The 25,562-nt window shown below is 48.2% G+C and carries 25 protein-coding genes; all 25 read left to right on the forward strand.

Annotated elements, in window-relative coordinates; all coding sequences use genetic code 11:
• Positions 1 to 40 precede the first annotated feature (40 nt).
• The 25 genes from KDM89_RS12510 (at position 41) to ispG (ending at position 25,552) form a co-directional block, all read left to right on the forward strand.
• Positions 41 to 2,305 (forward strand): xanthine dehydrogenase family protein molybdopterin-binding subunit, encoded by a 2,265-nt coding sequence (locus KDM89_RS12510; RefSeq protein WP_212688265.1) that lies wholly within the window; start codon positions 41 to 43, stop codon positions 2,303 to 2,305.
• A 178-nt stretch (positions 2,306 to 2,483) separates the two neighbouring features.
• A complete protein-coding gene (gene gspG, locus KDM89_RS12515; protein WP_212688266.1) occupies positions 2,484 to 2,933 on the forward strand; it encodes a type II secretion system major pseudopilin GspG in 450 nt (149 codons plus the stop codon).
• Between the two features lie 28 nt (positions 2,934 to 2,961).
• The gene (gene gspH / locus KDM89_RS12520; RefSeq protein WP_329604664.1) at positions 2,962 to 3,429 is read left to right on the forward strand and encodes a type II secretion system minor pseudopilin GspH; all 468 of its coding nucleotides are present in this window, start codon (positions 2,962 to 2,964) and stop codon (positions 3,427 to 3,429) included.
• Positions 3,416 to 3,808 carry a type II secretion system minor pseudopilin GspI gene (gspI, locus tag KDM89_RS12525; protein ID WP_212688267.1) on the forward strand — a complete coding sequence of 131 codons (393 nt, stop codon included), beginning with the start codon at positions 3,416 to 3,418 and terminating at the stop codon, positions 3,806 to 3,808. The genes gspH and gspI overlap by 14 nt, the downstream gene beginning before the upstream one ends.
• The gene (locus KDM89_RS12530; protein ID WP_212688268.1) at positions 3,798 to 4,472 is read left to right on the forward strand and encodes a PulJ/GspJ family protein; all 675 of its coding nucleotides are present in this window, start codon (positions 3,798 to 3,800) and stop codon (positions 4,470 to 4,472) included. Before gspI ends, KDM89_RS12530 begins: the two co-directional genes overlap by 11 nt.
• Positions 4,469 to 5,473, forward strand: a complete 1,005-nt coding sequence (gene gspK, locus KDM89_RS12535) for a type II secretion system minor pseudopilin GspK (protein ID WP_212688269.1) — start codon at positions 4,469 to 4,471, stop codon at positions 5,471 to 5,473. The genes KDM89_RS12530 and gspK overlap by 4 nt, the downstream gene beginning before the upstream one ends.
• Positions 5,474 to 5,481: 8 nt before the next feature.
• On the forward strand, positions 5,482 to 6,741 hold the full coding sequence (gene gspL / locus KDM89_RS12540) for a type II secretion system protein GspL (protein ID WP_230427840.1): 1,260 nt from the start codon (positions 5,482 to 5,484) through the stop codon (positions 6,739 to 6,741).
• Positions 6,738 to 7,241, forward strand: a complete 504-nt coding sequence (gene gspM, locus KDM89_RS12545; RefSeq protein ID WP_212688271.1) for a type II secretion system protein GspM — start codon at positions 6,738 to 6,740, stop codon at positions 7,239 to 7,241. The genes gspL and gspM overlap by 4 nt, the downstream gene beginning before the upstream one ends.
• Complete coding sequence (gene gspN / locus KDM89_RS12550) at positions 7,241 to 8,023, forward strand: type II secretion system protein N (RefSeq protein WP_212688272.1); 783 nt, start codon at positions 7,241 to 7,243, stop codon at positions 8,021 to 8,023. Before gspM ends, gspN begins: the two co-directional genes overlap by 1 nt.
• A gap of 5 nt (positions 8,024 to 8,028) precedes the next feature.
• The gene (gene gspD, locus KDM89_RS12555; RefSeq protein ID WP_230427841.1) at positions 8,029 to 10,209 is read left to right on the forward strand and encodes a type II secretion system secretin GspD; all 2,181 of its coding nucleotides are present in this window, start codon (positions 8,029 to 8,031) and stop codon (positions 10,207 to 10,209) included.
• Positions 10,209 to 11,639 carry a type II secretion system ATPase GspE gene (gene gspE, locus KDM89_RS12560; protein WP_212688273.1) on the forward strand — a complete coding sequence of 477 codons (1,431 nt, stop codon included), beginning with the start codon at positions 10,209 to 10,211 and terminating at the stop codon, positions 11,637 to 11,639. The genes gspD and gspE overlap by 1 nt, the downstream gene beginning before the upstream one ends.
• A 3-nt stretch (positions 11,640 to 11,642) precedes the next feature.
• Positions 11,643 to 12,860 (forward strand): type II secretion system inner membrane protein GspF, encoded by a 1,218-nt coding sequence (gene gspF / locus KDM89_RS12565; RefSeq protein ID WP_212688274.1) that lies wholly within the window; start codon positions 11,643 to 11,645, stop codon positions 12,858 to 12,860.
• An 11-nt stretch (positions 12,861 to 12,871) separates the two neighbouring features.
• A complete protein-coding gene (locus KDM89_RS12570) occupies positions 12,872 to 13,459 on the forward strand; it encodes a type II secretion system protein N (protein ID WP_212688275.1) in 588 nt (195 codons plus the stop codon).
• On the forward strand, positions 13,460 to 14,248 hold the full coding sequence (locus tag KDM89_RS12575) for a uracil-DNA glycosylase family protein (protein ID WP_212688276.1): 789 nt from the start codon (positions 13,460 to 13,462) through the stop codon (positions 14,246 to 14,248).
• A 107-nt stretch (positions 14,249 to 14,355) separates the two neighbouring features.
• Positions 14,356 to 15,585 carry an HD-GYP domain-containing protein gene (locus KDM89_RS12580; protein WP_212688277.1) on the forward strand — a complete coding sequence of 410 codons (1,230 nt, stop codon included), beginning with the start codon at positions 14,356 to 14,358 and terminating at the stop codon, positions 15,583 to 15,585.
• 52 nt (positions 15,586 to 15,637) lie between these two features.
• Positions 15,638 to 16,375 carry a 5'/3'-nucleotidase SurE gene (surE, locus tag KDM89_RS12585; RefSeq protein ID WP_212688278.1) on the forward strand — a complete coding sequence of 246 codons (738 nt, stop codon included), beginning with the start codon at positions 15,638 to 15,640 and terminating at the stop codon, positions 16,373 to 16,375.
• A complete protein-coding gene (locus tag KDM89_RS12590; RefSeq protein ID WP_212688279.1) occupies positions 16,372 to 17,190 on the forward strand; it encodes a protein-L-isoaspartate(D-aspartate) O-methyltransferase in 819 nt (272 codons plus the stop codon). Before surE ends, KDM89_RS12590 begins: the two co-directional genes overlap by 4 nt.
• 30 nt (positions 17,191 to 17,220) lie before the next feature.
• The gene (locus KDM89_RS12595) at positions 17,221 to 18,216 is read left to right on the forward strand and encodes a peptidoglycan DD-metalloendopeptidase family protein (protein ID WP_230427842.1); all 996 of its coding nucleotides are present in this window, start codon (positions 17,221 to 17,223) and stop codon (positions 18,214 to 18,216) included.
• 123 nt (positions 18,217 to 18,339) lie between these two features.
• Entirely contained in the window at positions 18,340 to 19,371 is a 1,032-nt protein-coding gene (gene rpoS, locus KDM89_RS12600) for an RNA polymerase sigma factor RpoS (protein ID WP_438947519.1), read from the forward strand.
• Between the two features lie 94 nt (positions 19,372 to 19,465).
• On the forward strand, positions 19,466 to 20,797 hold the full coding sequence (rlmD, locus tag KDM89_RS12605; RefSeq protein ID WP_212688280.1) for a 23S rRNA (uracil(1939)-C(5))-methyltransferase RlmD: 1,332 nt from the start codon (positions 19,466 to 19,468) through the stop codon (positions 20,795 to 20,797).
• Between the two features lie 119 nt (positions 20,798 to 20,916).
• Positions 20,917 to 21,342 (forward strand): nucleoside-diphosphate kinase, encoded by a 426-nt coding sequence (gene ndk, locus KDM89_RS12610; protein WP_212688281.1) that lies wholly within the window; start codon positions 20,917 to 20,919, stop codon positions 21,340 to 21,342.
• Positions 21,343 to 21,419: 77 nt separating this feature from the next.
• Positions 21,420 to 22,577: a dual-specificity RNA methyltransferase RlmN gene (gene rlmN, locus KDM89_RS12615; RefSeq protein ID WP_212688282.1), complete on the forward strand. Its 1,158-nt coding sequence runs from the start codon at positions 21,420 to 21,422 to the stop codon at positions 22,575 to 22,577.
• Positions 22,574 to 23,380 (forward strand): type IV pilus biogenesis/stability protein PilW, encoded by an 807-nt coding sequence (gene pilW / locus KDM89_RS12620; protein WP_212688283.1) that lies wholly within the window; start codon positions 22,574 to 22,576, stop codon positions 23,378 to 23,380. Before rlmN ends, pilW begins: the two co-directional genes overlap by 4 nt.
• Complete coding sequence (locus KDM89_RS12625) at positions 23,373 to 24,296, forward strand: helix-turn-helix domain-containing protein (RefSeq protein ID WP_212688284.1); 924 nt, start codon at positions 23,373 to 23,375, stop codon at positions 24,294 to 24,296. The genes pilW and KDM89_RS12625 overlap by 8 nt, the downstream gene beginning before the upstream one ends.
• Positions 24,293 to 25,552: a flavodoxin-dependent (E)-4-hydroxy-3-methylbut-2-enyl-diphosphate synthase gene (gene ispG / locus KDM89_RS12630; protein WP_212688285.1), complete on the forward strand. Its 1,260-nt coding sequence runs from the start codon at positions 24,293 to 24,295 to the stop codon at positions 25,550 to 25,552. Before KDM89_RS12625 ends, ispG begins: the two co-directional genes overlap by 4 nt.
• The last annotated feature ends 10 nt before the right edge of the window (positions 25,553 to 25,562 follow it).

Here is a 25,562-nt window from a genome sequence, read left to right on the forward strand (position 1 = left end):
GTATAACAGCAGTGCAAAACAATAATAACGGAGACCACAGATGAAACAAGGTTTTAGTCCGCGCCGCCGCCTGTTGCTTGGTTTGCTGGGAGCCGGTGGCGCACTCGCTTGTGGCTGGGCCGCATTACCACCTCGTCAGCGCTTACACGCTGCTTTTTCTGATCCTTCCGCGCAATCGGTTGCCCTGAATGGCTGGGTGCAGATTGCGCCCGACGGACAAATCATTGTGATGGTACACAGAACCGAAATGGGGCAGGGCATTCATACCGGTCTGGCGATGCTGGTCGCCGAGGAACTGGAAGTCAGCCTGTCGCAAGTGCGCGTACAACATGCACCACCGGACCCGATCTACGCCAATCTGACCGCAGTCGTGGATATGCTGCCGTTTCATCCGGACGACGACAGCCTGTCGCGTCGTCTTACAGACTGGCTGATGCTGAAAACAGCGCGTGAAATCGGTTTGCAACTGACCGGCGGATCATCCGGTATCCGCGATGCCTGGCAGGGTTTGCGTGAAGCAGGTGCGCTGGCGCGCAGTGTGCTGGTGCAGGCTGCATCAGAACGCTGGAAAGTCGCAGCGGATGTCTGTTCCGCCAGGGACGGGCGGGTCTGGTATCAGCAGCAATCATTTTCTTATGCAGAGCTGGCGCAGGACGCTGCAAAGCAGCAGGTCAGCACTGTGCAACTGAAACCAGCCAGCGCATTTCGTCTGATTGGTAAACCGCAACAAAGGCTGGATGCATTTGCCAAAAGTCATGCGCAAACCACATTTGGCATCGATGTGCGTTTGCCGGGCATGTTGTTCGCGGCGATTCGAATGCCGGAGCGGTTTGGTCAGCAACTGGCCAGTATGGATGCCGAGGCAATCCGTCAGCGTCCCGGCATCCGGGCAGTGGTGGATGTATCCGCAGATGTCGGGCACGGCGGTTATCCGGGTGTTGCGGTGGTTGCTGAAAGTTACTGGCAGGCACGGCAGGCTGCGGATGCATTGCCTGTTGTCTGGCGCGGTGGGGATGCGAATCTCAGTTCAGAAAAAATCCGTACGCAACTGGAGCAGGCGCTGACGCCGGCGGCTGCACATGTGTATCACTACCAGGGCGATGCACGCGGTGTGCTGGTGAATCCTGAGGGGCGGCGCATCCTGAAAGCCGAATACAGCGCGCCGTTTCTGGCACATGCAGCGATGGAGCCGGTGAGTTTTACCGCACATCTGCATGGCGACAGGCTGGAGCTTTGGGGAGCGACGCAGGTGCCAACCGTGGTATATCAGCTGGCGCAGCATCTGACCGGTTTACCGGTGCAGAATATCGTGCTGCACGAGTTGCCGGCCGGTGGCGCATTCGGCCGCAGACTTGAGGCAGATATGGTGCGGCAGGTCATCGCAATTGCGAAGACAGTTAAAGGCCTGCCTGTGCAGTTAATCTGGAGTCGCAGCGATGATATGCAGCACGACATGTACCGACCTGCTGCGATAGCACGTTTTCATGCCGCGCTGAATGAAGATGGCACTATCGCCGCATGGGAAAACCTGTCAGCATCCGCATCGATCGCACATCAGTTCACGCAACGCTTACTCGGCTTGCCCGGAATGGGACCGGATAAGTCCACTGCGGAAGGTGAGTATGATTTGTGTTACCAGATCAGGAATCAGCAAATTGCGCATGCCATCGTGCATTCGGACGTGCCTGTCGGTTACTGGCGCTCAGTCGGACATTCACATAACGCATTCTTTAAAGAGTGTTTTATGGATGAGCTGGCACATACAGCGGGCGTTGATCCGGTCGTATTCCGGCTGCGCCATCTGAAAGCTGGTAGCCGTCATGAGGCAGTGCTGAAGCGTCTGGGCGATGGATTGGATAAGGCACCGGTATCTCAGGCATGGGGCATTGCATTGCATGCCTGCTTCGGTGCTGTTGTTGCGATGGCAGCGCTGGTTTCAGTTCAGGATGGACAGATCCGGGTGCATCGCATACGGGTTGTGGCAGATTGCGGACTGGTTGTTAATCCGAATCTGGTAGAGCAGCAACTGGAGTCCGGTGTGATATTCGGACTGAGTGCCGCCTTATCCGGTGAAATCAGCATTCAGGGCGGACGGGTGCAGCAATCGAATTTTCATGATTATCCTGTACTGAGAATGAATGAAATACCACGGATTGAAACGGTACTGATGCAGGGTGGAGATGTGCCGCAGGGTGTTGGTGAAATCTCCGTGCCACCGGTAGCGCCGGCAGTGGCAAACGCCGTTGCCGCGCTGACCGGGCGGCGTTTGCGTAAATTGCCACTGAGGCTCCACTCGGTTGACTGATATTGCGCTGCGCTGCAGTTTTGTGGCAAATTCAGACACCCGTGGCAGAGCGATAAAATTTTTTCATGATTTACGGCGAATTTATGCACTGCACGGGAATTGTCGTTTTATACTTGCGGGCGCTTTGCTGTATGTGATTTGCATGTGGCAGGTTCTTTGAATTTTAGAGGTTGAAAATATGTTGAATTCTGGTTTAGCAGCAGTTCGTCAGCGTCGTCGTGCCGCAGGTTTTACCCTGATGGAAATTATGGTGGTGGTGGTGATTCTCGGTATTCTGGCCGCGCTGGTTGCGCCTAAGGTACTGGGGCGCGCAGATGATGCTAAAGTAACCGCCGCCAAACAGGATATTGCTGCCATTTCTCAGGCGCTGAAGCTTTATAAACTGGATAACCAGCGTTATCCGACGACAGAACAAGGTTTGCAGGCACTGGTAACCCGGCCGACTTCGGGTCCTGCAGCAGCAGGCTGGAAAGGTTATATTGAAAAACTGCCGAAAGATCCTTGGGGTAATCCTTACCAGTATCTGAATCCGGGTCTGAAGGGCGAATTCGACGTGTTTTCCTACGGCGCTGATGGCCAGCCGGGCGGTGATGGCTATAACACCGACATCGGCAACTGGGATTTGTAATCGCTAATCCGGCTGCGACGGTTCTCAAATGATGCGCAATGCAAAGCAGCGCGGCTTCACGCTGCTTGAGCTGATGGTAGTCATGGTGATTGCCGGCATTATCCTTGGCATGATCAGTGTCACCGCTGTGCCAGGCAAAAAACAGCATCTCGAACGTGAGGCAAAACGAATTTCCTCCTTACTGGAGGTTGCGCGGGATGAGGCCATTCTGCGGAATTTGCCGGTCGCAATTGAGCTTGATCAGTTTGCTTATCGCTTTTTAATTCGTTCAGAGCAGCGTTGGATTCCTCTCAAAGATGATTTGCTGCGTGAGCGGCAATACGATATTTCTCCGCTCACTCTGACACTGGAGCCGGCACCGGTTCAGCCGGGTCAGTTCCGTATTGTGTTCGGGCGTGAGCCGGTTGATAAACCTTTCGTACTGACACTGCAGTCAGATGCAGAGAAAATCAGTATTCGTGCTGATGGCATAGGGCATTTTTATGTCGATCAGTAAACATATCTTCCCACGTTCACAAACCGGCTTCACTTTACTTGAAGTGCTGGTGGCTTTATTTATTGTCGGCACGGCGCTCGGTGCCAGTCTGCGTGCCGTCGGCAGCCTCACGCAAAACAGTACGGATCTGCGTACTTCTATGATGGCAACCTGGTCGGCAGAAAACCGTCTGGCCAGCATCCGCCTGGCACGTGAATGGCCGTCGCTTGGTGAGCGCGACTTTGAGTGTCCGCAGGCCGATTTGCAGTTAATGTGTCACGAACGTGTGATTCCAACACCGAATCCTTCTTTCCGTCGGGTTGAAGTGTCAGTTTTTCTGGCAGACCGTCCTGACCGGCGCATTATTAAACTGAATCAGGTGGTGCCGAATGCGCTCTGAGTACCGCCTGCGTCGTACTTCATCAGGTTTTACCCTGATTGAATTGCTGATTGCTATTTCGATTCTGGCGATGATTGCCGTATTAGGCTGGCGCGGGCTGGATGGCATTATTCGGTCCCGGGAAGCTTTGAATCAGGAAATGGAAAAAAGCCGTGGTATCCAGCTGGCTTTTGCGCAAATTGAAAATGATTGCGCACATTTGATGGATGCCAGCCTGATGCCCGGGCAAAGTGTGCTGAGTGCGGGCGGCAATAAGCTGATGCTGATCCGTTCTGTCAGTGACGATGCGCAGCCGACACGCTATCAGGTTGTGGTGTACAGCGTCGTGGATGCCCAGTTGAGCCGTCGGGAATTGCCGCTGACACGTGAATTGAAACGCCTTCGTGCGGACTGGGAACTTGCGATGGGCGACGGCGACGGGGCGACACCTATCGTCTTGCAAAAGGATGTGCAGTCAATTCAGATGCGTACGTGGAAAACCGGTGAAACAGGCTGGCGTAATGGTGGTGATGATATTCAGAATCCGTCCCAGCAGATTACCAATCCGGCGTTCCCTGTTGCGAATGGCCCTAAGTCAGCCAAACTGACAGGTCTGGAATTGACTTTACAACTTGCCAGTCGTCCAGTGCCTATGGTGAAAGTGTTTTTGCTGGGGGCTGCATGACAAAAATACTGACACAGTTAAAGTATCAGCGCGGTGTCGCAGTGGTAACAGCATTGTTGCTGACCACGCTGGCAATTACGATTGTCGCCAGCTTGTTCTGGCAGCAGCAGGTTCAGGTGCGCTCCATTGAAAATCAGCGATTGCAGTTACAGAAAAAATGGATTTTCCGTGGTGCGATTGACTGGGCCAGACTGATTTTGCGGGAAGATGCGCGTCAGTCAGGGAAAGTGGATTATCTGGGGGAGCCGTGGGCTGTGAAGCTCGAAGATACGCGTCTCGATCAGTATGTTGAAAACGGAAAGCAGGACACTGAGGCCAGCGAAGCCAGCTTGTCAGGACAGATTGTCGATGCCCAGGCAATGTACAACCTGAATAACCTGGCGACCGATGGTATTCCGGATGCCCGTGAAATTGCGGTCTATACGAAGTTGCTGACTAATTTGCGATTACCCTCAGAACTCGCGAAACGAACAGCCAATATGATTGCGCAGACACAAATTGTGCCAGTCGTACCCAAAGGTGCGCCGGACAGTTCGGCCAGTCAGACTGCTAAGTCAGTGCAGCGCGATAAAAACGAGATTGAATTTGTCGGTTTCACGCAGGTTGATGATTTACTTTCAGTGCCGGGCTATACCCCTGAAATGGTCTACAAATTAAGGACATTTGTGACTGTTTTACCACGCAGAGGTGGTATTACCGCGGTCAATCTGAATACTGCACCGGCGGAAGTCTTGTCCGCACGCATTGAAGGTGTCAGCATGAGCGACGCAGCCGTTATCGTCGCCAGTCGTGAGCGCTCGTATTTCAATCAGCTTGCTGACTTTCAAAACCGTTTTCCGGATAAAGCAAAAGCAATCACTGAAAAAGATCTGCAGGTCTGGACCAGCTTTTTTATAGTGAACGGCAAAGTGAAAATGAGTCGTTCTGCATTGGATATCAGTGCATTGATCGAGCGGGCAGATGATGCATCGACAACGGTGATCTGGTTGCGGGAAAACTAAAAACCTATATGGCGAACTTACTTTATATTTCTTTGCCTCCGCGCAGCGTGGCACTTAAAGATCCGGATTGGACTGGATCAATTCAAATGGGATTCGCGCTGATGTCCGGTAACGGGCAACTGATGCAGCAAGGTCATCAAACGCTGGAGCAGATTCGCTTGCTTGCGCATGGCGCGAATGAAATTCGTGTACTGTTCGCGGCAAGTGATATATCCGTTTTTGAAATCGCTGTTCCACCGATGAACGCAGTACGCTTTAAGGCTGCGCTTCCAAATCTGATGGAAGAATATTTGAGTCAGGATCCGGCCGAACTGGTCCTGGCTGCGGGGCCGGTGAAAGACGGTAAAGCGGTCGTGTCAGTGGCAGATCGTAACTGGGTTCAGCAGGTTGTGAGTTTGCTCCGTGCATGGGGTGTTCATAAACTGTCTGCATATGCGTCGCATCTTGCATCGCGTTCAGAGTCAGATGCAGCAATAGTATGGGTTGAGCAAGGACAGGACGTTACTGAGCTGGCAATCAATGGCGGTCCCGGCAGGATATCTGCGAATTTACTGGACCATGCGGATACATCAGTTGTTCTGCAACTGGCGCAGATTATGTTACCTCCAGACAGCAGCTTGCCGGTAAAGCTGTTTGTGCCGGGAAATGAGCTGGAACGCTGGAAAGAAATTGCAGCAGTATCGCCCGAACTGAGCGCATGGGAAGTGCAGGCTTGCAGCTGGTCGCAGCGTGTGGCGGGTATTCATACCAGCGTGCCTGATCTTTTCAGAGATATTGATTTCGCAGCGCAGCCAGCATTTGACTGGAAACGCTGGAAATGGCCGCTTATCCTCGGTGGCGCAGCTTTGGTAGTGAATGTGTTTGCGCTGAATCTCGAGTGGCTGAGTCTGAAAAGGGAAGAGAAAGCATTAAAGACGGCGATCGTTGAAACTTTCCGTTCATCCTTTCCGAATGAACCAGTTCAGTTTCCTCTGGAGCAAATGCAAAGGAAGTTGTCAGCTGCACAGCAGCAGGCTGGTCAGTTCTCTGGCTCCGATTTTGCTTCTGTGGCATTTCGTTTTGCTCAGTCCTGGGACAAAGTCATGGCGGGGCAAACAATGGCAATTGAAACGATGGAATATAAAGAGCACGCTTTAATCATTAAGGTGAAAAGTGGTGTCACAGTGCCAGTAGATGCACTTGCTACCGCACTTGCGGAGCAGTCATTGACGGTGGAGAAGAAAAGCGAAGGCGTGTGGCAGGTGAGTGCCGGAGGTAAGAAAAAATGATTTCAGTCTGGAGGGCGCAGTTTGAGCAGTACTGGTCTGAGCGTGAGCCACGCGAGCGCAAAACGCTGACGATAGGTGCAGCCGTTGTCGTTGCCGCCTTATTTTATCTGACAGCGATCGACCCCGCATACACGGGACGGATTGCGTTGGAAAAAAGTATTCCGGTGCAGAGGCAACAGTTGGCAGAAATGAATGCTCTTAGTGTTCAGTATAACCAGCTCGCACCCCAGCTCAGCCAGGGTATAGAGCCGGTTACACGGGAAATGATAGAAAGTGCGTTAAGCACCCGCGGCATGAAAGCACAGACCTTGTCGGTGACAGATGATACTGTGAAGTTGCAGATTCAGTCGGCTGGTTACGGTAACCTGATGGAATGGGTTGCTGAGATGCAGAAGTCGTTCCGTTTGGTTGTAGAGGATGCAAAGCTGACTGCACAAACGGAAGCGGGTCAGGTCAATGCCAGTTTTACCATGCGTCAGATTCGCTCAGGAGCACGCTGATGGCGTCATGGCAACGCAAGCTGATATGGATGTCAGCTGCACTTATCACCTTTTTTCTGACTATAGTTGTGTTTTTGCCTGCCGCATGGTTATCTGCGTTACTGGAAAAACAGACTGGTGGTCGTCTGAGTCTAGGGGATGTGCAGGGGTCGTTCTGGTCAGGCTCTGCTTTTGTTGGTGTCGCTGCAGATAATAACGGACCTGTGACGCCGGTGTTTCCCGGGCGTTTTAGCTGGAAAATATCCCCCTTGTTATTGCTGGGTCAGATTGAGGTTAATCTGAGTAATCCCGAAGCGCTTTCGAAGCCAGTCTTGATGACGGGTAATGTATCGACATTGTTTGTCAGTGAAGCAGTATTGTTATTGCCTACCGAGAGATTGCAAGGATTTGGGGCGCCGTTGAATACGATTGGTCCTTCCGGAAAACTGGATATGCACTGGAAGAATCTCAGTTTTGTGCGTGAAGGCACGCAGTTTAATGGTCAGGGACAACTGTTGTTCACCCTGAGCGACATGTCTTCACGATTGTCGCCGGTCAGACCTCTCGGTAGTTATGAGGTTCGGCTGGATTTGCAAGGTACGAAGATGAATCTGCAACTGCAGACTCAACAGGGCCCGATGATGTTATCCGGAACTGGCGGTATTCAGGGAGGCAGGCTGCAATTTTCGGGTAAAGCCTGGGCACAGGATGGTGCAGAAGCGAAATTGGCAAATTTGCTGAATTTGCTTGGGCAGCGCCGTAAAGAAGGTGCAAAAGACGTAATCGCATTAGAATTCAAATGAAAATTATGAAATCGACAAGTAAGGCAACTATGAAATCTCAGCAAGCTCGCTCAAACCAGCTGAAATTATCGGCCATCGCGGCAGCAGTGGCACTGGCCGCTGGTTGCATGGTCACGACATCGTCTTTTGCTCAGGCGCAAACGCCTGCACAGGCAGCGCCGAATACCGTTGATCTGAATTTTGTTAACGCAGATATTGAGTCGGTAATTAAGGCAGTCGGGCACTTCACCGGCATGACGTTTATTATTGATCCCCGAGTAAAGGGACAAATTACGCTGCAATCGGAAAAACCTTTAACCAGAGATCAGGCGTTTAAATTACTGACATCGACTTTGCGACTGCAAACCTATTCAGTTGTTTATTCAGATGGATATTATAAAGTTGTGCCGGAAACCGATGCGAAACTTCAGTCTGGTCCTGCCAATACAACGGAAAAAGCTGAAGGAAATAAAGGCGACCAGATAGTCACTCAGGTTTTCAGAATGAACTATGAGGCTGCAAACAATATTGTTACTGTCATCAGGCCTCTGATTTCTCCGAATAATTCTGTGGCTGCAAATCCTGGTAATAACACGCTGGTGATTACAGATTATGCGGATAATCTGAAACGTATCGCAAAAATTATTGCTGCACTGGATGTGCCACCGAGTTCAGATCTTGAAATTCTTCCGCTCCGCCATGCAATCGCCAGCGATATGGCAGCGATGGTAGCGAAGCTGATTGAAAACAACGGTAGCGCGGAAGCTGGTCGTACCGTTGTCATGGCAGATCCGCGTACGAATGCGATTCTGGTGCGTGCGCCATCCGCTGCACGTGCAAATCTGGTGAAGTCGCTGGTAGAGAAGCTGGATCAGCCAACAAAAATGCCTGGCAATGTACATGTTGTATATTTGAAAAATGCCGAGGCAGTAAAGTTGGCTGCAACACTGCGCTCGATTGTGACTGGAGACACCAGCGCTCAGCCCAATTTGAGTAGTGGATTGCAGAATCTTGGATCATCACTTGGCGGCGGTAATACACAGTCCGGCACGGGTGCTGCACAAACAGGTTCGGGGCTGGCAAATTCCAATACCGGCGTAACTGGTGGCGGTTTACCGCAATCCTCAACATCCGCCCAGTCCTCATCATCCGGTGGTAGCGGTGCAGGTTTTATTCAGGCAGATGCAGCTACTAACACGCTGATCATTACAGCAAGCGAGCCGGTTTACCGTAATCTGCGAGCAGTGATCGATCAACTGGATGCCCGTCGTGCACAAGTTTATGTGGAAGCACTGATTGTTGAAATTTCAGCAGACAAAGTGGATGAGCTGGGTGTTCAGTGGGCCGCACTGACAGGCGACGATTCAAGCAATATTCGCGTCGGTGGTGTGACCAGCTTTACTGACTCAGGAAACAATCTGTTAAGTCTTGCGACAAGCAAATCGCCGACACCGACAAGTGGCCTTACACTGGGTATATTTAAAAATATTAATGGCAAGCTCGGCCTGGGCGCAGTTGCACATGCGCTGCAAAGTAAAGGTAATGCCAATATTCTGTCGATGCCGAATCTTCTGACGCTGGATAATGAAGAAGCGAGAATTACAGTGGGTCAGAATGTGCCGTTTGTTACCGGTCAGTTCACTACCTCTGCATCAACAGGCTCGTCAGGTGTGAATCCGTTTCAGACGATCGAGCGCAAAGAGATCGGTTTGAAACTGACAGTAAAACCACAGATTTCCGAAGGCGGTACTGTGAAACTGGCGATTTATCAGGAAAATTCCAGTATCGATACGTCGGTATCAACCGGAACCACTGGCCTGATTACGAAGTTACGGACGATTGCAACGAATGTCCTTATCGAGGATGGGGAAGTGCTGGCATTGGGTGGTTTGATTGAAGATAGCGCAAATGAAGCAGCGGAAAAAGTCCCACTGCTTGGCGATTTGCCAGTAGTGGGGAATCTCTTCCGCTATCAGACAAATAAGCGTGGCAAGACGAATCTGATGGTGTTCCTGCGTCCTGTAGTTATTCGTACTGCAGAACAAGGCGCCGCACTTTCGCTTGACCGCTATGATTACATGCGCACGCAGATTTCGCCTTCACTGAGTCCAGAATTTGTTAACCAGGGATTGCGAATGGATAAGGGTAAGCTCATGCTTTCTCCCGTAGCTAAACCTGCCCAGAATTCTGTAAAGGAAAAACAGTAATGATGGAATATCGCTTGCTGCCGTTCGCCTTCGCTCGCGATCATGCCATTGTCGCCGGTCGGGATAGCAGTCAGCCAGAACTCCCGGTTATCCTTAGTATTGCGCGAACTACTTCGCCTGCTGCGATTTCTGAGGTTGGGAGAAGGTTTGGAAAAGTTCGTTATGAGCTGTTATCGGATGACGAGCTTGCTGCTCTGATGGCACGTACTTATGCCGGTTCAGGTGGTGATGCCGCTGATGTTGTCGGCGAGGTTGAGTCTGATCTGGACCTTGCAAAGTTGATGTCGGATATGCCAGCAGTGGAAGACTTGCTGGAATCGTCTGACGACGCTCCGATTATTCGCATGATTAATGCACTCCTGACGCAGGCATTGCGGGACGGCGCATCTGATATTCATATCGAACCATTTGAACAGATTTCGGTAGTACGTTTTCGCGTCGACGGCACATTAAGAGATGTGGTTCGTCCAAGGAAGGCAATTCACGCGTCACTGATTTCCCGTATCAAAATTATGGCGCAGCTTGATATCGCAGAGAAACGTTTACCTCAGGATGGACGCATTACTCTACGTATAGGCGGTAAGCCTGTGGATGTGCGTGTTTCTACCTTGCCGACCGGACATGGTGAGCGTGCTGTGCTGCGCTTGCTTGACAAAGAAGCAGGTCGACTTGATTTATCTCATCTGGGAATGAGTGCAGATGTACTGGGACAATTCGATAAACTGATCGCCCAGCCACATGGCATTGTATTGGTCACTGGACCAACAGGGTCTGGTAAGACAACGACCCTGTATGCAGCGCTGTCCAGAGTGAACGCAGGAACCACTAACATTCTTACGGTTGAAGATCCGATTGAGTACGAACTTGCAGGCGTGGGGCAGACTCAGGTTAATGCGAAAATCGATATGACGTTCGCGAAAGCGCTCCGTGCCATTCTTCGTCAGGATCCGGATGTCATCATGATTGGTGAAATCCGTGATTTGGAGACGGCGCAGATTGCAGTACAGGCCTCCCTTACAGGGCATTTGGTTCTGGCTACCTTGCACACAAACGATTCGGCATCAGCGGTGACCCGGCTGATGGATATGGGTATTGAACCATTTCTGCTATCGTCCTCTTTACTCGGTGTTGTTGCTCAGCGATTGGTCAGAAAACTTTGCGGTCACTGCAAATATGAAGAAGGTGGTCGCTGGCATGCCAATGGTTGTGAGCATTGCGGACATACAGGATATTCTGGTCGTGTCGGTGTCTACGAGTTGTTGCAAACGACAGATGAAATTCGCTCGCAAATTCATCATCAGGCGTCGGAGGCTGATATCCGGCAGGCAGCTCAGCGTGATGGGATGAAAACCATGCGTGAGGATGGTGATCGCTGGCTCGCCGCTGGTGTGACTACGCTGGAAGAATTGTTGCGTGTGACAAAGGACTAAACCGTGCCAGCGTTCCGATATGAAGCAGTAGATTCGCAGGGGCAGGTCTCTAAAGGCGTGTTGAATGCCGACAGCTCCCGTGCTGCACGAAGTGATTTACGTTCTCAGGGGCTGGTGCCCGTTGCTGTAGAGCAAATTCAGCAAAATGGCAGATCGGGAAAGTCTGGAATCAGCGTCTTCTCCGAGAAATTGTCGACAGTTGAACTAGCCATGTTTACCCGCCAGTTGGCGAGTCTGTTGGAGTCAGGCCTTCCGCTGGAGCAATCGTTGACGGCCTTGGTTGAACAGGCTGAGCGCTCATTTATTCGTGATTTAATTGCATCAGTTCGTTCAGAAGTGATGGCGGGCTCACCGTTATCTGATGCGCTTAAACAGCACCCGCAAGATTTTCCTGATATTTACCGGGCTCTTGTTGCGTCCGGAGAGCATATTGGGCAGCTTGCTAACGTTTTGTCGCGCTTGGCAGACTATATTGAGCGGCGAAATGCGCTTGCACAGAAGGTAAAACTGGCGTTTACATACCCCGCAATTGTTACCGTGGTAGCGTTTGCTATTGTTATTTTTCTTCTGACCTATGTTGTTCCACAAATCGTGTCTGTTTTTGCAAATACGAAGCAAAAGTTGCCAGCACTCACGGTTGCTATGTTGGCAATTTCAGATTTTGTTCGAAGTAGTGGTTGGATTGTAGCAATTGTGTTGGCACTTGCTGGTTTCGGCTGGAAAATGGCCTTACGTGATCCCGCAGTAAAATTGCGCTGGCATAAATGGTTACTGAATGCGCCGGTTTACGGGCGTTTTGAACGTAGCCTTAATACGGCAAGATTTGCTTCCACACTCGCGATTACCACGGGTTCGGGAGTTCCTATCTTAAAGGCACTTCAAACAAGCAGCGAGACGGTATCCAATGTTGCAATGAAGGCGCAGGTGGAGGAGGCGACAAATAGTGTAAGAGAGGGTGTCAGTCTTGCTCGCGCGTTGTCTTCGTCTAAACATTTTCCACCGGTGTTAATTCACATGATACGCGCTGGTGAAGTAACAGGTGAGTTGCCTACGATGCTTCAGCGTGCTTCAAATACCCAGGAGCAGGATCTGGAGCGCAGGGCGCTGGCGATGGCAGGTATGCTCGAACCATTGTTGATTCTTGTGATGGGCGTAGTAGTGCTGGTTATTGTTTTGGCAGTTCTTATGCCAATTATTGAAATTAATTCCCTCGTACGCTGATAGGAATAGTGATGAAGCGTCTTCCGGTTTTGTTAAGTTTTTGTTGTTTTTTATTGCTTTGTGCAAGTGTCGCATTTTGGGCGATGCGAATGTTTAAAGGGCAGCCACGTGGAGTTTCTTCTTCAGTTGCGTCCCAAAGTTTTGAACCTGCTGCGGGAATGTGGGGAGGTGTTTTTGGAGAAAGTCAGTCATCACAGGCCGCTCCGTCAAATTATCAGTTAAAAGGGGTAATACTTTCGCGGGCAGGTCTTCCTAGTGTGGCCCTGGTCGTAGCCGATGGCAAGCCCGCGAAGCCTGTCAGGGTGGGTGAGGAAGTTGTGCCCGGGGTGCAAGTGCGGGAAATTTCAGCGAGATCGGTTCAGCTTGCTGAGGGTGGAATTTTGCGAAGAATCGAAATGCCTCAAAGTAACGTCGGTGCGGTCGCGGGCTTCGCTGCACCTGTGGCTGAAAATGCAGGTGTGAATAGTTCAAATTATCCGATCCGGAATGTTTCTGGTGGTGTTCCGATGCAGCCGCCTCCACCTCCGCCACAGAATATACCGATGGTCGTACCGGGTGTTCCAGTTGCTTCAATGCCAGCAGTGATGGGAGCAAATTAATTGACAGGATTCGATATTCAATCTGAATTTCGGGATGCACTGGAAAGAGTGCATCCCGAATGGCTTGCGCCCGTTAAGTGTGGTTTATATGCGATCGAGCGATCTTTTCCCGGGTATTTACAGAGTCTTGCCAAATCTGACTTTTTACCGACTGAAAACAGGATTTTTGCCGCTTTTTCGCGCGCGCCTTCAGAAATTCGTTATGTACTGGTTGGTGAAGGTCCATATCCGCGACCGGAAAGTGCGACCGGGTACGCGTTTATGGATGGGGCAGTTCAGGCAATCTGGTTAGATGATGAGTCAGGATTTTCTAAGCGTGCTAATAAAGCAACGTCACTGAGAAATTTCCTTAAAATGCTTTGTGTTACAGAGGGTTTTCTGATGGCTGACCAGACCTCTGGTGGAGCGATGGCGGAGATACTGCCGAAAGCAAGGCTGGCAGGAGCCAATCTGATCAGGACTTTGCCTGAGCTGCAGTGCAATTTGGTTGAAAATGGATTCTTACTGTTAAATGCTTCTTTGGTATTCAGAAAAGATGTTGCGCCGGTAAAAGACGGTAAATCCTGGATGCCATTTTTGCGCGAAATTCTTTTGTATCTTCAGAATGCTTCGTCAACACCTCCAGCGCTGGTACTATGGGGGAAAGTCGCTTCTGAGATAAATAAAATTCCTGAGGCTGCTTCTATGTCTCAGCTGATATCGGAGCATCCTTATAATCTGAGTTTTATTCAAAACGACCTGATGCAGGATTTCTTTAAGCAGTTTGGGTTGTTGCGACAACGTATTTGACTAAAAACATTAAATATTTTGTCCTTGAGGCAGTTGTGGGAATGACGTTGTAAAATGATTCTTTTGTGAAATATCTGGCCGTCGGTCAGTATCATCGTGATTGAAGTATGTTGAAAAAGATCGAGGTTGCCAAGTTGCGTGTCGGGATGCATGTTCATGAGCTTTGCGGTTCATGGATTAGCACACCCTTTTGGAAAAAATCTTTTTTAATTTCCGATCTTGATGAAGTAAGGCAAATCCTGAAGTCTGGCATCAGAGAAGCCTGGATTGACACGGAAAAAGGGCGAGACATAGAAGAGCCAAAGCAACCTGAAGCAGTATCAGATACTGTGCCGGTTGTTCAGGTTGCAGCAGTGCCACTGCCAAAAATCATTGTGCCTGCAAGTATGGAAGAGGAGCTTGGCAGGGCTTCCCGAATTGTCGATAAGTCGAAGGAAGCTGTATATTCCATGTTCTCTGAGGCGCGCATGGGAAAGGCGGTTAATGTTGATAATGCAAAGGAGTTGGTTGAAGAGATTTCCAGCTCGGTTATGCGTAATCCCGGAGCGCTGATTGGCCTTGCGAGACTGAAAACGAAGGATGATTACACTTATATGCATTCGGTCGCTGTTTGCGCTTTAATGGTTGCGTTGGCGAAACAGCTTGGATTGGATGAGCATCAGACGCGTGAAGCCGGAGTTGCTGGATTGTTGCATGACATCGGCAAGATGATGGTGCCGGGTGATATTTTAAATAAGCCTGGCAAACTGACAGACGAAGAGTTTATTTCAGTAAAAGAACATCCTGCGGCCGGATATAAAATGCTGCGTGATTCTGAAGGTGTAAGCGATATCTCTTTGGATGTTTGTTTGCATCACCATGAGAAAATTGACGGAACAGGGTATCCGGAAGGTTTAAAAGGGGATGAAATCAGTCTTTTTGCAAGAATGGGTGCTGTTTGTGATGTGTACGATGCGATTACGTCCAATCGTCCTTACAAGCAGGGTTGGTGCCCTGCTGAGTCTTTACGCAAAATGGCTGAGTGGAGCAAAGGGCATTTTGATGAAAAAATATTTCAGGCCTTTGTCAAAAGTATCGGTATATACCCGGTCGGCACGCTGGTTAGGCTGGAGTCTGGTCGATTAGGTGTTGTCGTTGAACAGTTGGCGGGTAAATCATTGTTGACGCCAAAAGTAAGAGTTTTTTACTCAATTAAATCGATGAGTTACCTCCAGCCGGAATTAATTGATCTTTCAGGGCCGGGTGTACAGGATAAAATTGCAAATCGTGAGGATGCTGCTAAGTGGGGACTGAAAGATATAAATCGCTACTGGCTGGGTGATCATCAACCGACGTAAATTTAGATCAATCGGTAGAATATAAACCTTCTCGTCATGTAAAATTAGAATCATGAATATTTTGATCAGTAATGACGATGGGTATCTTGCACCGGGCTTGCATGCGCTGTTCGAGGCCCTGTCGGATTTTGCGAATATAACTGTCGTTGCACCGGATTCAAACCGTTCTGGTGCTTCGAATGCACTGACGTTGGATAGGCCACTTTTTGTTGAGCAGGCTTCTAGCGGTTTTTACTATGTTAATGGTACTCCTGCTGACTGCGTTCATATTGCCTTGACAAGTCTAATGACTGTTAAACCGGATTTGGTCGTTTCGGGAATTAATCAGGGGCAAAATCTGGCGGATGACACACTTTATTCAGGCACCGTTGCAGCTGCGACTGAAGGGTATTTGTTCGGGGTGCCGGCGATTGCTTTTTCTCAGGTTGATAAAGGCTGGAGTCATCTTGATGCTTCAGCGCAGGTTGCCGCCAACTTGGTAAAGCGCGGATTTGCTGAGCTAGGTCAGCGTTATCTGTTAAATGTAAATATACCGAACCTGCCCCTTAATCAGATTGCGGGGATACGCAAAACTAGGTTGGGAAAGCGCCATGTTTCCGAGCCTGTTATTCAGATGACTGATCCAAAAGGTAAATCTATGTACTGGATTGGCCCGCCTGGTGGGGCTGATGATGGTGGAATGGGTACAGATTTTGAAGCAGTATCAGGTCGATACGTCTCAGTAACGCCATTGCAAATTGACCTAACTCATTTTGGGCAGCTAAAGGATCTGGAGCTGGAAAGCTTATGACGTCTCCGGAAAAACGCTTTCCGTTAACGCTTTCTTCAGTTGTTCAGTCAGCGGGAAAATCTTCAAATACAGCAAACACTTTATATTCCGGGCAAACTGCGATGCAAAATTCTCGTCAGATCCGGGATTTGCATCAAAAAAGCATGGAACCTGTTCCACTTGCAATGCTGTTGGATCGAGAGCCTGTACCAGAGGGTCTGCGTAAAGCGATGGTTCAAAGAGTGGCCCAGCTAGGTGTAAAAGATAAAGTTGTTCTAGATGCAATGCTATCAATCCCTCGTCATGCTTTCCTTGAACCAGGAATGGTGGGGCAAGCTTACGTGGATGCCTCACTTCCGATCGGCCATCATCAAACGATTTCTCAGCCTTATATTGTTGCTAGAATGATCGAATTGATGAGGGGCGGAAGAGATCTTGATCGGGTACTTGAGGTCGGGACGGGTTGTGGTTATCAGGCAGCAGTGTTGTCGCTTGCTGCAAAAGAGGTTTTTTCAATTGAGCGAATTCGCGCTTTGCACGAGCTTGCTAAAATTAATCTCAGACCTTTGAGAATTGCAAACATCAGATTGCATTACGGTGACGGTTGCAAGGGATTGAAACTGGTTGCTCCATTCGATGGCATTATTTTGGCTGCTGCGGGGATTGAAATTCCTAATGAATTGTTGCAACAATTGAAAGTTGGTGGGCGTTTAATTGCGCCTGTCGGCGGAAAGAAGCAAATTTTGCAACTCGTTGAGAGAATATCTGAGGCGGAATGGCACTCATCAGAAATTGAACAATGTCATTTTGTGCCTCTGAGATCAGGTGTTACCTGAAATTGTTGATTATTTTACATAAAGTTCAGGATGCTGAAATTTAATTCGTTTCCTCCCGTATTGACGGCTATGACCGTCTTTTTTTTGTCTGCATGTTCTACGGGTATGCATCAAGCTCCGGTTGAAGACAGGCGAAGCGCCGTTGTGCCACAAGAGGTTGCCGCTATTCCTGTTGTGCCGAATGCTAAGATTATTCCGCCTAAGCCTGTTGAGTCGGTCCGTGGTACTTATGTTGTGAAACGTGGAGATACTTTATATAAAATTGCACTCGATCACGGTCGTAACTATACGGACCTTGTTTTGTGGAACGGATTAAAGAACCCAAACGATATTAAAGTAGATCAGATTTTAAAGATTGCACCTCCTGAGACAGTTGCATCACTAAATGCAGCTCAGACGACGCCCGTTGCGAGTCCTGTTCTGTCCGAGGCAAAACCTTTGCAGGCAACGACAAATACTGTTGTTACTATGGGGGGAGCTTCCAATAAATCTATTCCTAGAGGTGATAAACGAGCTTATTCTGAAAGTGTGTATGCGGAGCTTCAGAAGTCGGATCCGGGGCAACTTGCAACGTCCGGAATCGCACAACCCATAACCACTGCTGCGCTCTCTAAATTGCCTGAAAAATCAATTGAAAATGCCTCGGTTAACGACACTGATAATATCGACTGGATGTGGCCTGTTGATTCCAAGCCCTCCGCTTTATTTGATGAGGGAAAAAATAAAGGACTGGATTTCTCGGGGAAGCTTGGGCAGGATATTCATGCGGCTGGCTCTGGCAGGGTAATGTATGTTGGTAGTGGTATTCGTGGGTATGGAAATTTGGTTATTCTGCGGCACAGTAATAATCTGCTTTCCGCGTATGCGCACAATAAGACAATAGTTGTGAAAGAAGGTCAAAACGTCACCAAAGGGCAAAAGATTGCTGAAATGGGTAACTCCGATAGTGATACTATAAAATTACATTTTGAAATTCGGCTGAACGGAAAATCGATCGATCCTGCGAGATATTTGCCGCCACGTTGACGGAGTATGGTTTTGTCAGGTTACTTTTCCTGATCGCGAAGTAATGATTCATCTGCAAGTAAGCATCACAAAGCTGGGATAGTATTTCCATTGACCAACCGATGAACTGCTGTGGTGATAATTATGCAAAAAAGTGCAAGCCATGATTCAGAATCAGGAGAGTTTTCTGCCGAGAGTTCTATGTTAGATGATCCAGTGTTGTTGAGTCAGGCTAGTGAGCAAGCTGATAATGAGGATGATCCTTCAGATGAAGCCTCCGATCCAGCAACAACGGTCGTTGCTCCCATTGATGAGTTGAAGAGTGTTTTGGCGGCAGAGCTCTCGACAGATACCACGCAGTTTTATTTGAATCAAATTGGGACTAGACCTTTATTTGATGCTGCAGAGGAATTGCATTTCGCGACTCTCGCCAAGCGGGGAAATTTTCAGGCGAGGCAAAAAATGATTGAGCACAATCTGCGCCTTGTTGTTTCAATTGCAAAGCACTACATTAACCGAGGCGTAGCCCTGCTTGATATGATTGAAGAGGGGAACCTCGGGTTAATGCATGCCATCGACAAATTTGAGCCAGAGCGAGGCTTTCGGTTTTCTACCTATGCAACATGGTGGATTCGACAAAGTATCGAGCGTGCAATTATGAATCAGGCTCGGACAATACGGCTTCCCGTGCATATGGTTCGGGAGCTGAATCAGATTCTTCGGGCTAAATATCATCTTGAATCTCAAAGAAGTGATGGGCGTGAAGCAAATTTGGAAGATATTGCTTTGCTAGTTGATAGGCCTGTTGATGAGGTTCAGGATATTCTGGCTTTATCAGAGCATGCAGCTTCTCTCGATACTCCATTAGATAACGATCCGCAATCAAGTCTTATGGATATGTTGCCGGGTGATGCAGACGATGGCCCTGATTCACGTGCGGAACATCATGAGATGGCACTTCTGGTTCGCGACTGGTTATCAAAGTTGCCTGATAAGCAGCGTATCGTGGTTATCCGTCGTTTTGGCTTGGATAATGATGATCCTGCAACGCTCGAAACCCTTGCTGATGAAATGGGGATCACAAGGGAGCGGGTACGTCAGATTCAGCAGGAAGCACTAATCAAGCTCAAGCGATCTTTTTTATCCCGCGGGGTTGGTAGGGATGCTTTCATTTGATTATGCTTGGTTGGTTTGCTAAGCGTAATTCTCTATAATTCTGGTTTTACTTTACAAAAGGTAGCGGACGGTATGTCGTCCGCTTTTGGTTTTTATGAACACAATTAATATCTCCTCGCTCGACATGGATGCTCGTGGTGTGGGTCATCTCGTCAACGAAGACGGTACGCAGGGTAAGGTTGTATTTGTTGAAGGTGCATTGCCGGGTGAGTGCGTTTCGTTTAGCACGTTCAAGAAAAAAAGTAGTTTCGAGGTTGCAGAATTAACAGAGGTGCATTTTGCGTCGTCGCAGCGCGTAAAGCCAAAATGTGAATTTTTTGGTGTTTGTGGCGGATGCTCGATGCAGCATCTTGAGCCATCGGCGCAGGTCTCTGTAAAACAGAGGGTACTTGAGGATAATCTCAAGCATATAGGAAAAGTCCGCCCTGATACTATTTTGCGGCCAATACAAGGACCAACCTGGGGTTATCGCTTCAGAGCAAGGCTTTCGGTTCGCAATGTGCATAAAAAGGGTGTGGTGCTGGTTGGATTTCATGAGAAGAAATCCCGGTACGTAGCAAATATGGAAACGTGCCAGATTTTGCCCAAGCACGTATCTGATTTGTTGATGCCGCTTAGGGAGTTAATTTCATCATTGACTATTATTGAGCAGTTGCCGCAAATCGAGCTTGCGATCGGTGAGGGAAAAACGGTCATGGTTTTGAGGATCATGGCGCCATTGTCTGCGGAAGATGAAATTCTCCTGAAGCAGTTTGCGGATAATCATAAAATATATTGGTGGTTGCAAACGAAGGGGCCGGATTCTGCAGAGCCTTACTACCCCAAAGAAACTGATCTGCATTATTTGCTGCCGGAATTTGGAGTAAAAATGCCGTTTAAGCCCACTGATTTTACACAGGTAAATCACCAGATAAATCGTGTGCTTGTTGCCAGGGCATTAAGGATGCTTGATGTGCAGCCTGGTGACCGTGTTGCAGATTTGTTTTGTGGTATTGGGAATTTTACGTTGCCGATAGCAACGCTCGCCCGAGAGGTTGTAGGGATTGAGGGTAGTCAGACGTTAACTGAGCGAGCAATGGAGAATGCGATTGCTAACGGGTTGGCTGAAAAAGTCTCGTTTGAGACTCGCAACTTATTTGAGGTGAGTGCGAAGGATTTGTTGGGTCTGGGTAAATTTGACAGGATGTTAGTTGATCCTCCACGTGATGGGGCTATGGCAGTTTGTCAGGCTCTTGCAGAAATCTCGCGTGAATCGCCTGGCCACTTGCCTCAACGCATAGTTTATGTTTCCTGTAGTCCATCTACGTTAGCAAGGGATGCAGGGATTCTCGTTGGAGATGCGGGTTATAAACTGGCGGCAGCTGGAGTTGTGAACATGTTTCCCCATACATCCCATGTTGAGTCTATGGCTATTTTTGAGCGATGAAATGACTCTGCGCTTAATTTCCCAGGGTTCATTATCTCAGCTGCTATTCATGCTAAAATCTAAGGTTGGATGATTTCTTTTGAATTTATCTTAACTTATTCTTTTTATTGGAGTTTTTCATGGCTATTGAACGTACTTTATCCATTATCAAACCGGATGCTGTTGCTAAAAATGTTATTGGTCAAATTTATAGCCGTTTCGAAGGTGCTGGCCTGAAAGTCATCGCTGCTCGTATGGCGCAATTGTCTCGTGCTGAAGCAGAAGGTTTTTACGCAGTTCATCGTGAGCGTCCTTTCTTCAAAGATTTGGTAGATTTCATGGTTTCTGGTCCTGTGATGATTCAGGTCCTGGAGGGTGAAGGCGCGATTCTGAAAAATCGTGACCTGATGGGTGCGACTGATCCTAAGAAGGCAGAAAAAGGTACAATTCGTGCTGACTTCGCTGACAGTATCGATGCAAATGCTGTTCACGGCTCCGATGCGGCTGAAACAGCTGCTGTTGAGATCGCATACTTCTTCCCAGCATTGAACGTATATTCTCGCTAATCTGAGATAGATTTAGCGTTGTAATTTATTGGCTCACCATCGAAGTTGGTTGATGGTGAGCCGGAGAGATTTTTTGTATGACTGCACCTGTTAATTTACTTGATTTTGATCCTTCTAAACTTGTTGCGTATTGTGACGAGCTCGGGGAGAAGGCATTTCGGGCTAAACAGTTGCAGCGCTGGATTCATCAATTTGGTGAGTCTGACTTTTCAAGAATGACAGATCTTGCAAAGTCATTGCGTGAAAAAATGTCTCTCTGTGCAGAAGTTCGCGCACCGAACGCCATTAGTGATCATATTTCTTCTGATGGTACCCGGAAATGGCTAGTAGATGTTGGTGCTGGCAATGCGGTAGAAACGGTCTATATCCCCGAAGAAACCCGCGGTACCCTCTGTGTTTCCACACAGGCTGGCTGTGCCGTGAATTGTCGATTCTGTTCAACAGGTAAGCAAGGATTTAGTCGCAATCTTTCGGTATCAGAGATTATTGGGCAGCTTTGGATGGCAGAGTTTGAGCTGCGGCGCTCAAAAGGTGTTCAACCTGGCCCTAAGGGCGACAGGCAAATCACCAACGTTGTAATGATGGGAATGGGAGAGCCGCTGTTAAATTTTGAGCCGACAGTTGCTGCGCTCAAATTAATGCTGGATGACAACGCTTATGGTTTATCTCGTCGTAGGGTGACAGTTTCTACCAGTGGCGTAGTTCCTATGATCGATAGGTTGGCCCAGGAGTGTCCTGTGGCACTCGCCGTTTCGCTACATGCATCAAATGACGCACTCCGTGATGTGTTGGTTCCATTGAATAAAAAATATCCGCTTAAGGAGTTGATGGCCGCTTGTCAGCGCTATCTTGAATTTGCGCCAAGAGACTTCATAACCTTTGAATATTGTATGTTGGATGGTGTAAATGATACAGATACGCACGCTCGGGAGTTAATTGCGCTCGTAAAAGATGTTCCATGTAAATTTAATTTGATCCCATTTAATCCATTTCCTGAGTCGGGTCTCAAACGCTCAAATAATATGCGTATTAAGGCATTTTCACAGGTGCTTCTGGATGCCGGTCTGGTTACAACTATACGTAAAACACGGGGTGATGACATTGATGCTGCTTGTGGTCAGTTAGCGGGAGATGTTCGTGATCGAACTCGTGTTCAGGAGCGCATGCAAAAAATGGGTGAGTACCAGGCGAAATTTGGTGCTAATTTCGGGAAAATTGTGGAGATATCCTCTTGAGACTGACATTTACTCGATTGCTGATGTTGGCGACCTTTGCATCGATAACATTTTCTTTTTCAGGCTGTGCTACAAAGGGACGGCTTGATGTTGAAAAGGACGGTCAGTCAGAAAGCGTCGATAAGGTCGAGTTGCATCGCAGAGCTGCGATTAGACTGCAGCTGGCAGTGAGCTACTATCAGCAGGGGCAGTATAAAGTTGCTTTGGATGAGATACGTCAAGCTCTTATTGTCTATCCTGAGAACACAGATGCTTATGTTGTTCGGGCACTAGTTTTTATGGAGATGGGTGAGAAGAAGCTCGCAGAAGATAATTTTGAGTATGCGCTGAAGCTAGAGCCAGGTAAATCAGAAATTCTCAATAACTACGGATGGTTTCTTTGTCAGTCTGGTCGTGAGCGTCGTGGCTTGCAGTTGTTGGATCGTGTGATTTCTGACCCCACTTACCCTACCCCTGGCTTAGCATTGAATAATGCCGGTTTGTGCAGCTTGAAGCTGAAAGATAATGTTCTTGCAGAGCGGTATTTTGCCCAAGGTTTCCGAGTGGATCCTTCTCATTCCGGAGTTAATGCAAATCTTGCGAAAATCTATTTCGATAAAGGCGACTTTTCTCAAGCTAAATTTTATATTCAACGCGTGTTGAGGCAGGAGATATATGCAGCTGATGTATTGTGGTTGGCAATTAAAATTGAGCGTAAGCTTGGTGATGATTCTGCTGTTTCTGCACTTGCAGCACAGTTAAGGAAGTTGCACCCATCTTCAAAAGAACTGATATCAATGCAAAAAGGGGCATTTGATGAGTGAGCCTGGTTTGATTGATGAAAAGTTCAATGATTTGGCGACTGTTGGTGGGGGTGAGGCGGGAACCGTTGGTTCTTTTTTGCGATTCAGACGTGAAATTGTAAATAAGTCGACGCAGGATGTTGCGGATGCTTTAAAAATATCGGTTCGACAAATTGTGTATATAGAGTCTGATGAATGGTCTCAGTTTCCAGCTCCCGCGATAGCAAGGGGATTCGTTCGTTCCTACGCCAAGTTTGTGGGTGTTGAATGGAATGAGATAGTTGAAAAACTGCCTGTAGCATTGACAACTGTCAGTTTGATTGGTGATGAAAGACCTTCATTGTCAGCTCCATTTTCTGATTCAGGAAAAAAATTTTTAAACAAATCCAGTTCTGGAAATTGGCGGTATTTACTTGGTGCTATATTTTTGGCATTAATTGCGTGTGCATTTTTAATGTTCCAATTTGCTGAGAAAAATGGATATTTCTCTCAACATTTGAATCAGGTTAGTTCTGCACCTTCTGCCTCAGCAGAGTTGCCAGTTTCTGGCACGTCTAATGAAAAAACAAGTCAGGTGGCTGAGACAGTTATAGATACTTTTGGCAGAACGCAGAAGGTTGACTCTGCATCTGGAGTCGCTATTAACGTCAATGAGATATCTTCATCAAATGTGATCGACAATTTGAAGTCAAACTCTGAGTCTTTCTTAACTATTAAGGCACGGGAAGACTCCTGGATTCAAATTAAAGGCATCAATGGGCAGATGGTGTTTTCAAAATTACTGAAAGCTGGGAGCGAAGAGAAATTTGATATTGCAGACGGATTAAGTGTCAAAATTGGTAATGCAGCAGGTGTTGATGTATTTGTGAAGGGCTTACCATATAGTTTTCCAGTTTCCAAGGAAACAAACGTCGCTAATTTGGTTATTAATAAATGAGTACTGAGATTTTTTCGGGCCCGCTCCCGCGTTTGTTCCGTTTTTCTGCAACAGTAGTGTATGGCAAACGGGAGGTAGTTATCGGTGGTGGTGCTCCGGTCGTCGTTCAGTCGATGACGAACACTGATACTACAGATGTTATTGGTACTGCAATACAAATTAAAGAACTTGCACGTGCAGGCTCGGAAATGGTGAGATTGACGGTCAATACTCCGGAGGCGGCAAAAGCTGTGCCAGAGATACGCGAGCAGTTGGATAAAATGGGTATAGATGTTCCGTTGGTTGGTGATTTTCACTATAACGGTCATTTGTTGCTGAATGATTATCCTGATTGTGCGCAAGCACTGTCTAAATACAGGATTAATCCTGGTAATGTCGGGCAGGGGGTAAAAAAAGATCTGCAGTTTGCAAAAATGATCGAAGTTGCATGCCGATATGATAAAACTATTCGAATCGGTGTTAATTGGGGTAGTCTTGATCAAAGTTTGCTCGCTCGTATTATGGACGAAAATGCTCGGCGTGATCAGCCTTGGACAGCTCAGGGTGTCATGTATGAAGCATTAATTACCTCGGCAATTGAAAGTGCGGCTAAAGCCGAGGAAATCGGACTTGCATCAAACCGCATAATTCTCTCTTGTAAAGTATCAGCAGTTCAGGATCTTATTGCCGTTTACAGTGAGTTGGCCCGCAGATGTCGGTATCCATTGCATCTTGGTTTAACTGAGGCTGGGATGGGATCAAAAGGAATTGTTGCTTCAACTGCGGCGCTTGCAGTGTTAATGCAGCAAGGGATCGGTGATACTATTCGCATCTCCCTTACACCCGAGCCAGGCGGCGATCGGTGCAAAGAAGTTTATGTTGCGCAGGAAATACTGCAGACCATGGGTTTGAGAAAATTTTCACCGATGGTGATTGCTTGTCCGGGGTGTGGCAGAACTACTTCGACAGTATTCCAAGAGCTTGCCGATAGTATTCAGACCTTTTTACGCGATCAGATGCCTGTGTGGAAGACGAAATATCCTGGTGTCGAGAGTATGAATGTTGCGGTGATGGGTTGTATTGTCAACGGCCCAGGTGAGTCGAAGCATGCAAATATTGGTATCAGCCTTCCTGGTACAGGGGAGTCTCCCGCTGCACCTGTGTTTGTCGATGGTGTAAAAGTTAAGACCTTACGTGGTGAAAACATCGCAACTGAATTTCAGGCGATCGTTCAGGAATACGTGGTTAAAAATTATTCCACGCCGTCGTCGGCGTAGAAATTGGGTT

Source organism: Cognatundibacterium luofuense (assembly GCF_018139685.1).
Classification (GTDB): domain Bacteria; phylum Pseudomonadota; class Gammaproteobacteria; order Burkholderiales; family Burkholderiaceae_D; genus Undibacterium; species Undibacterium luofuense.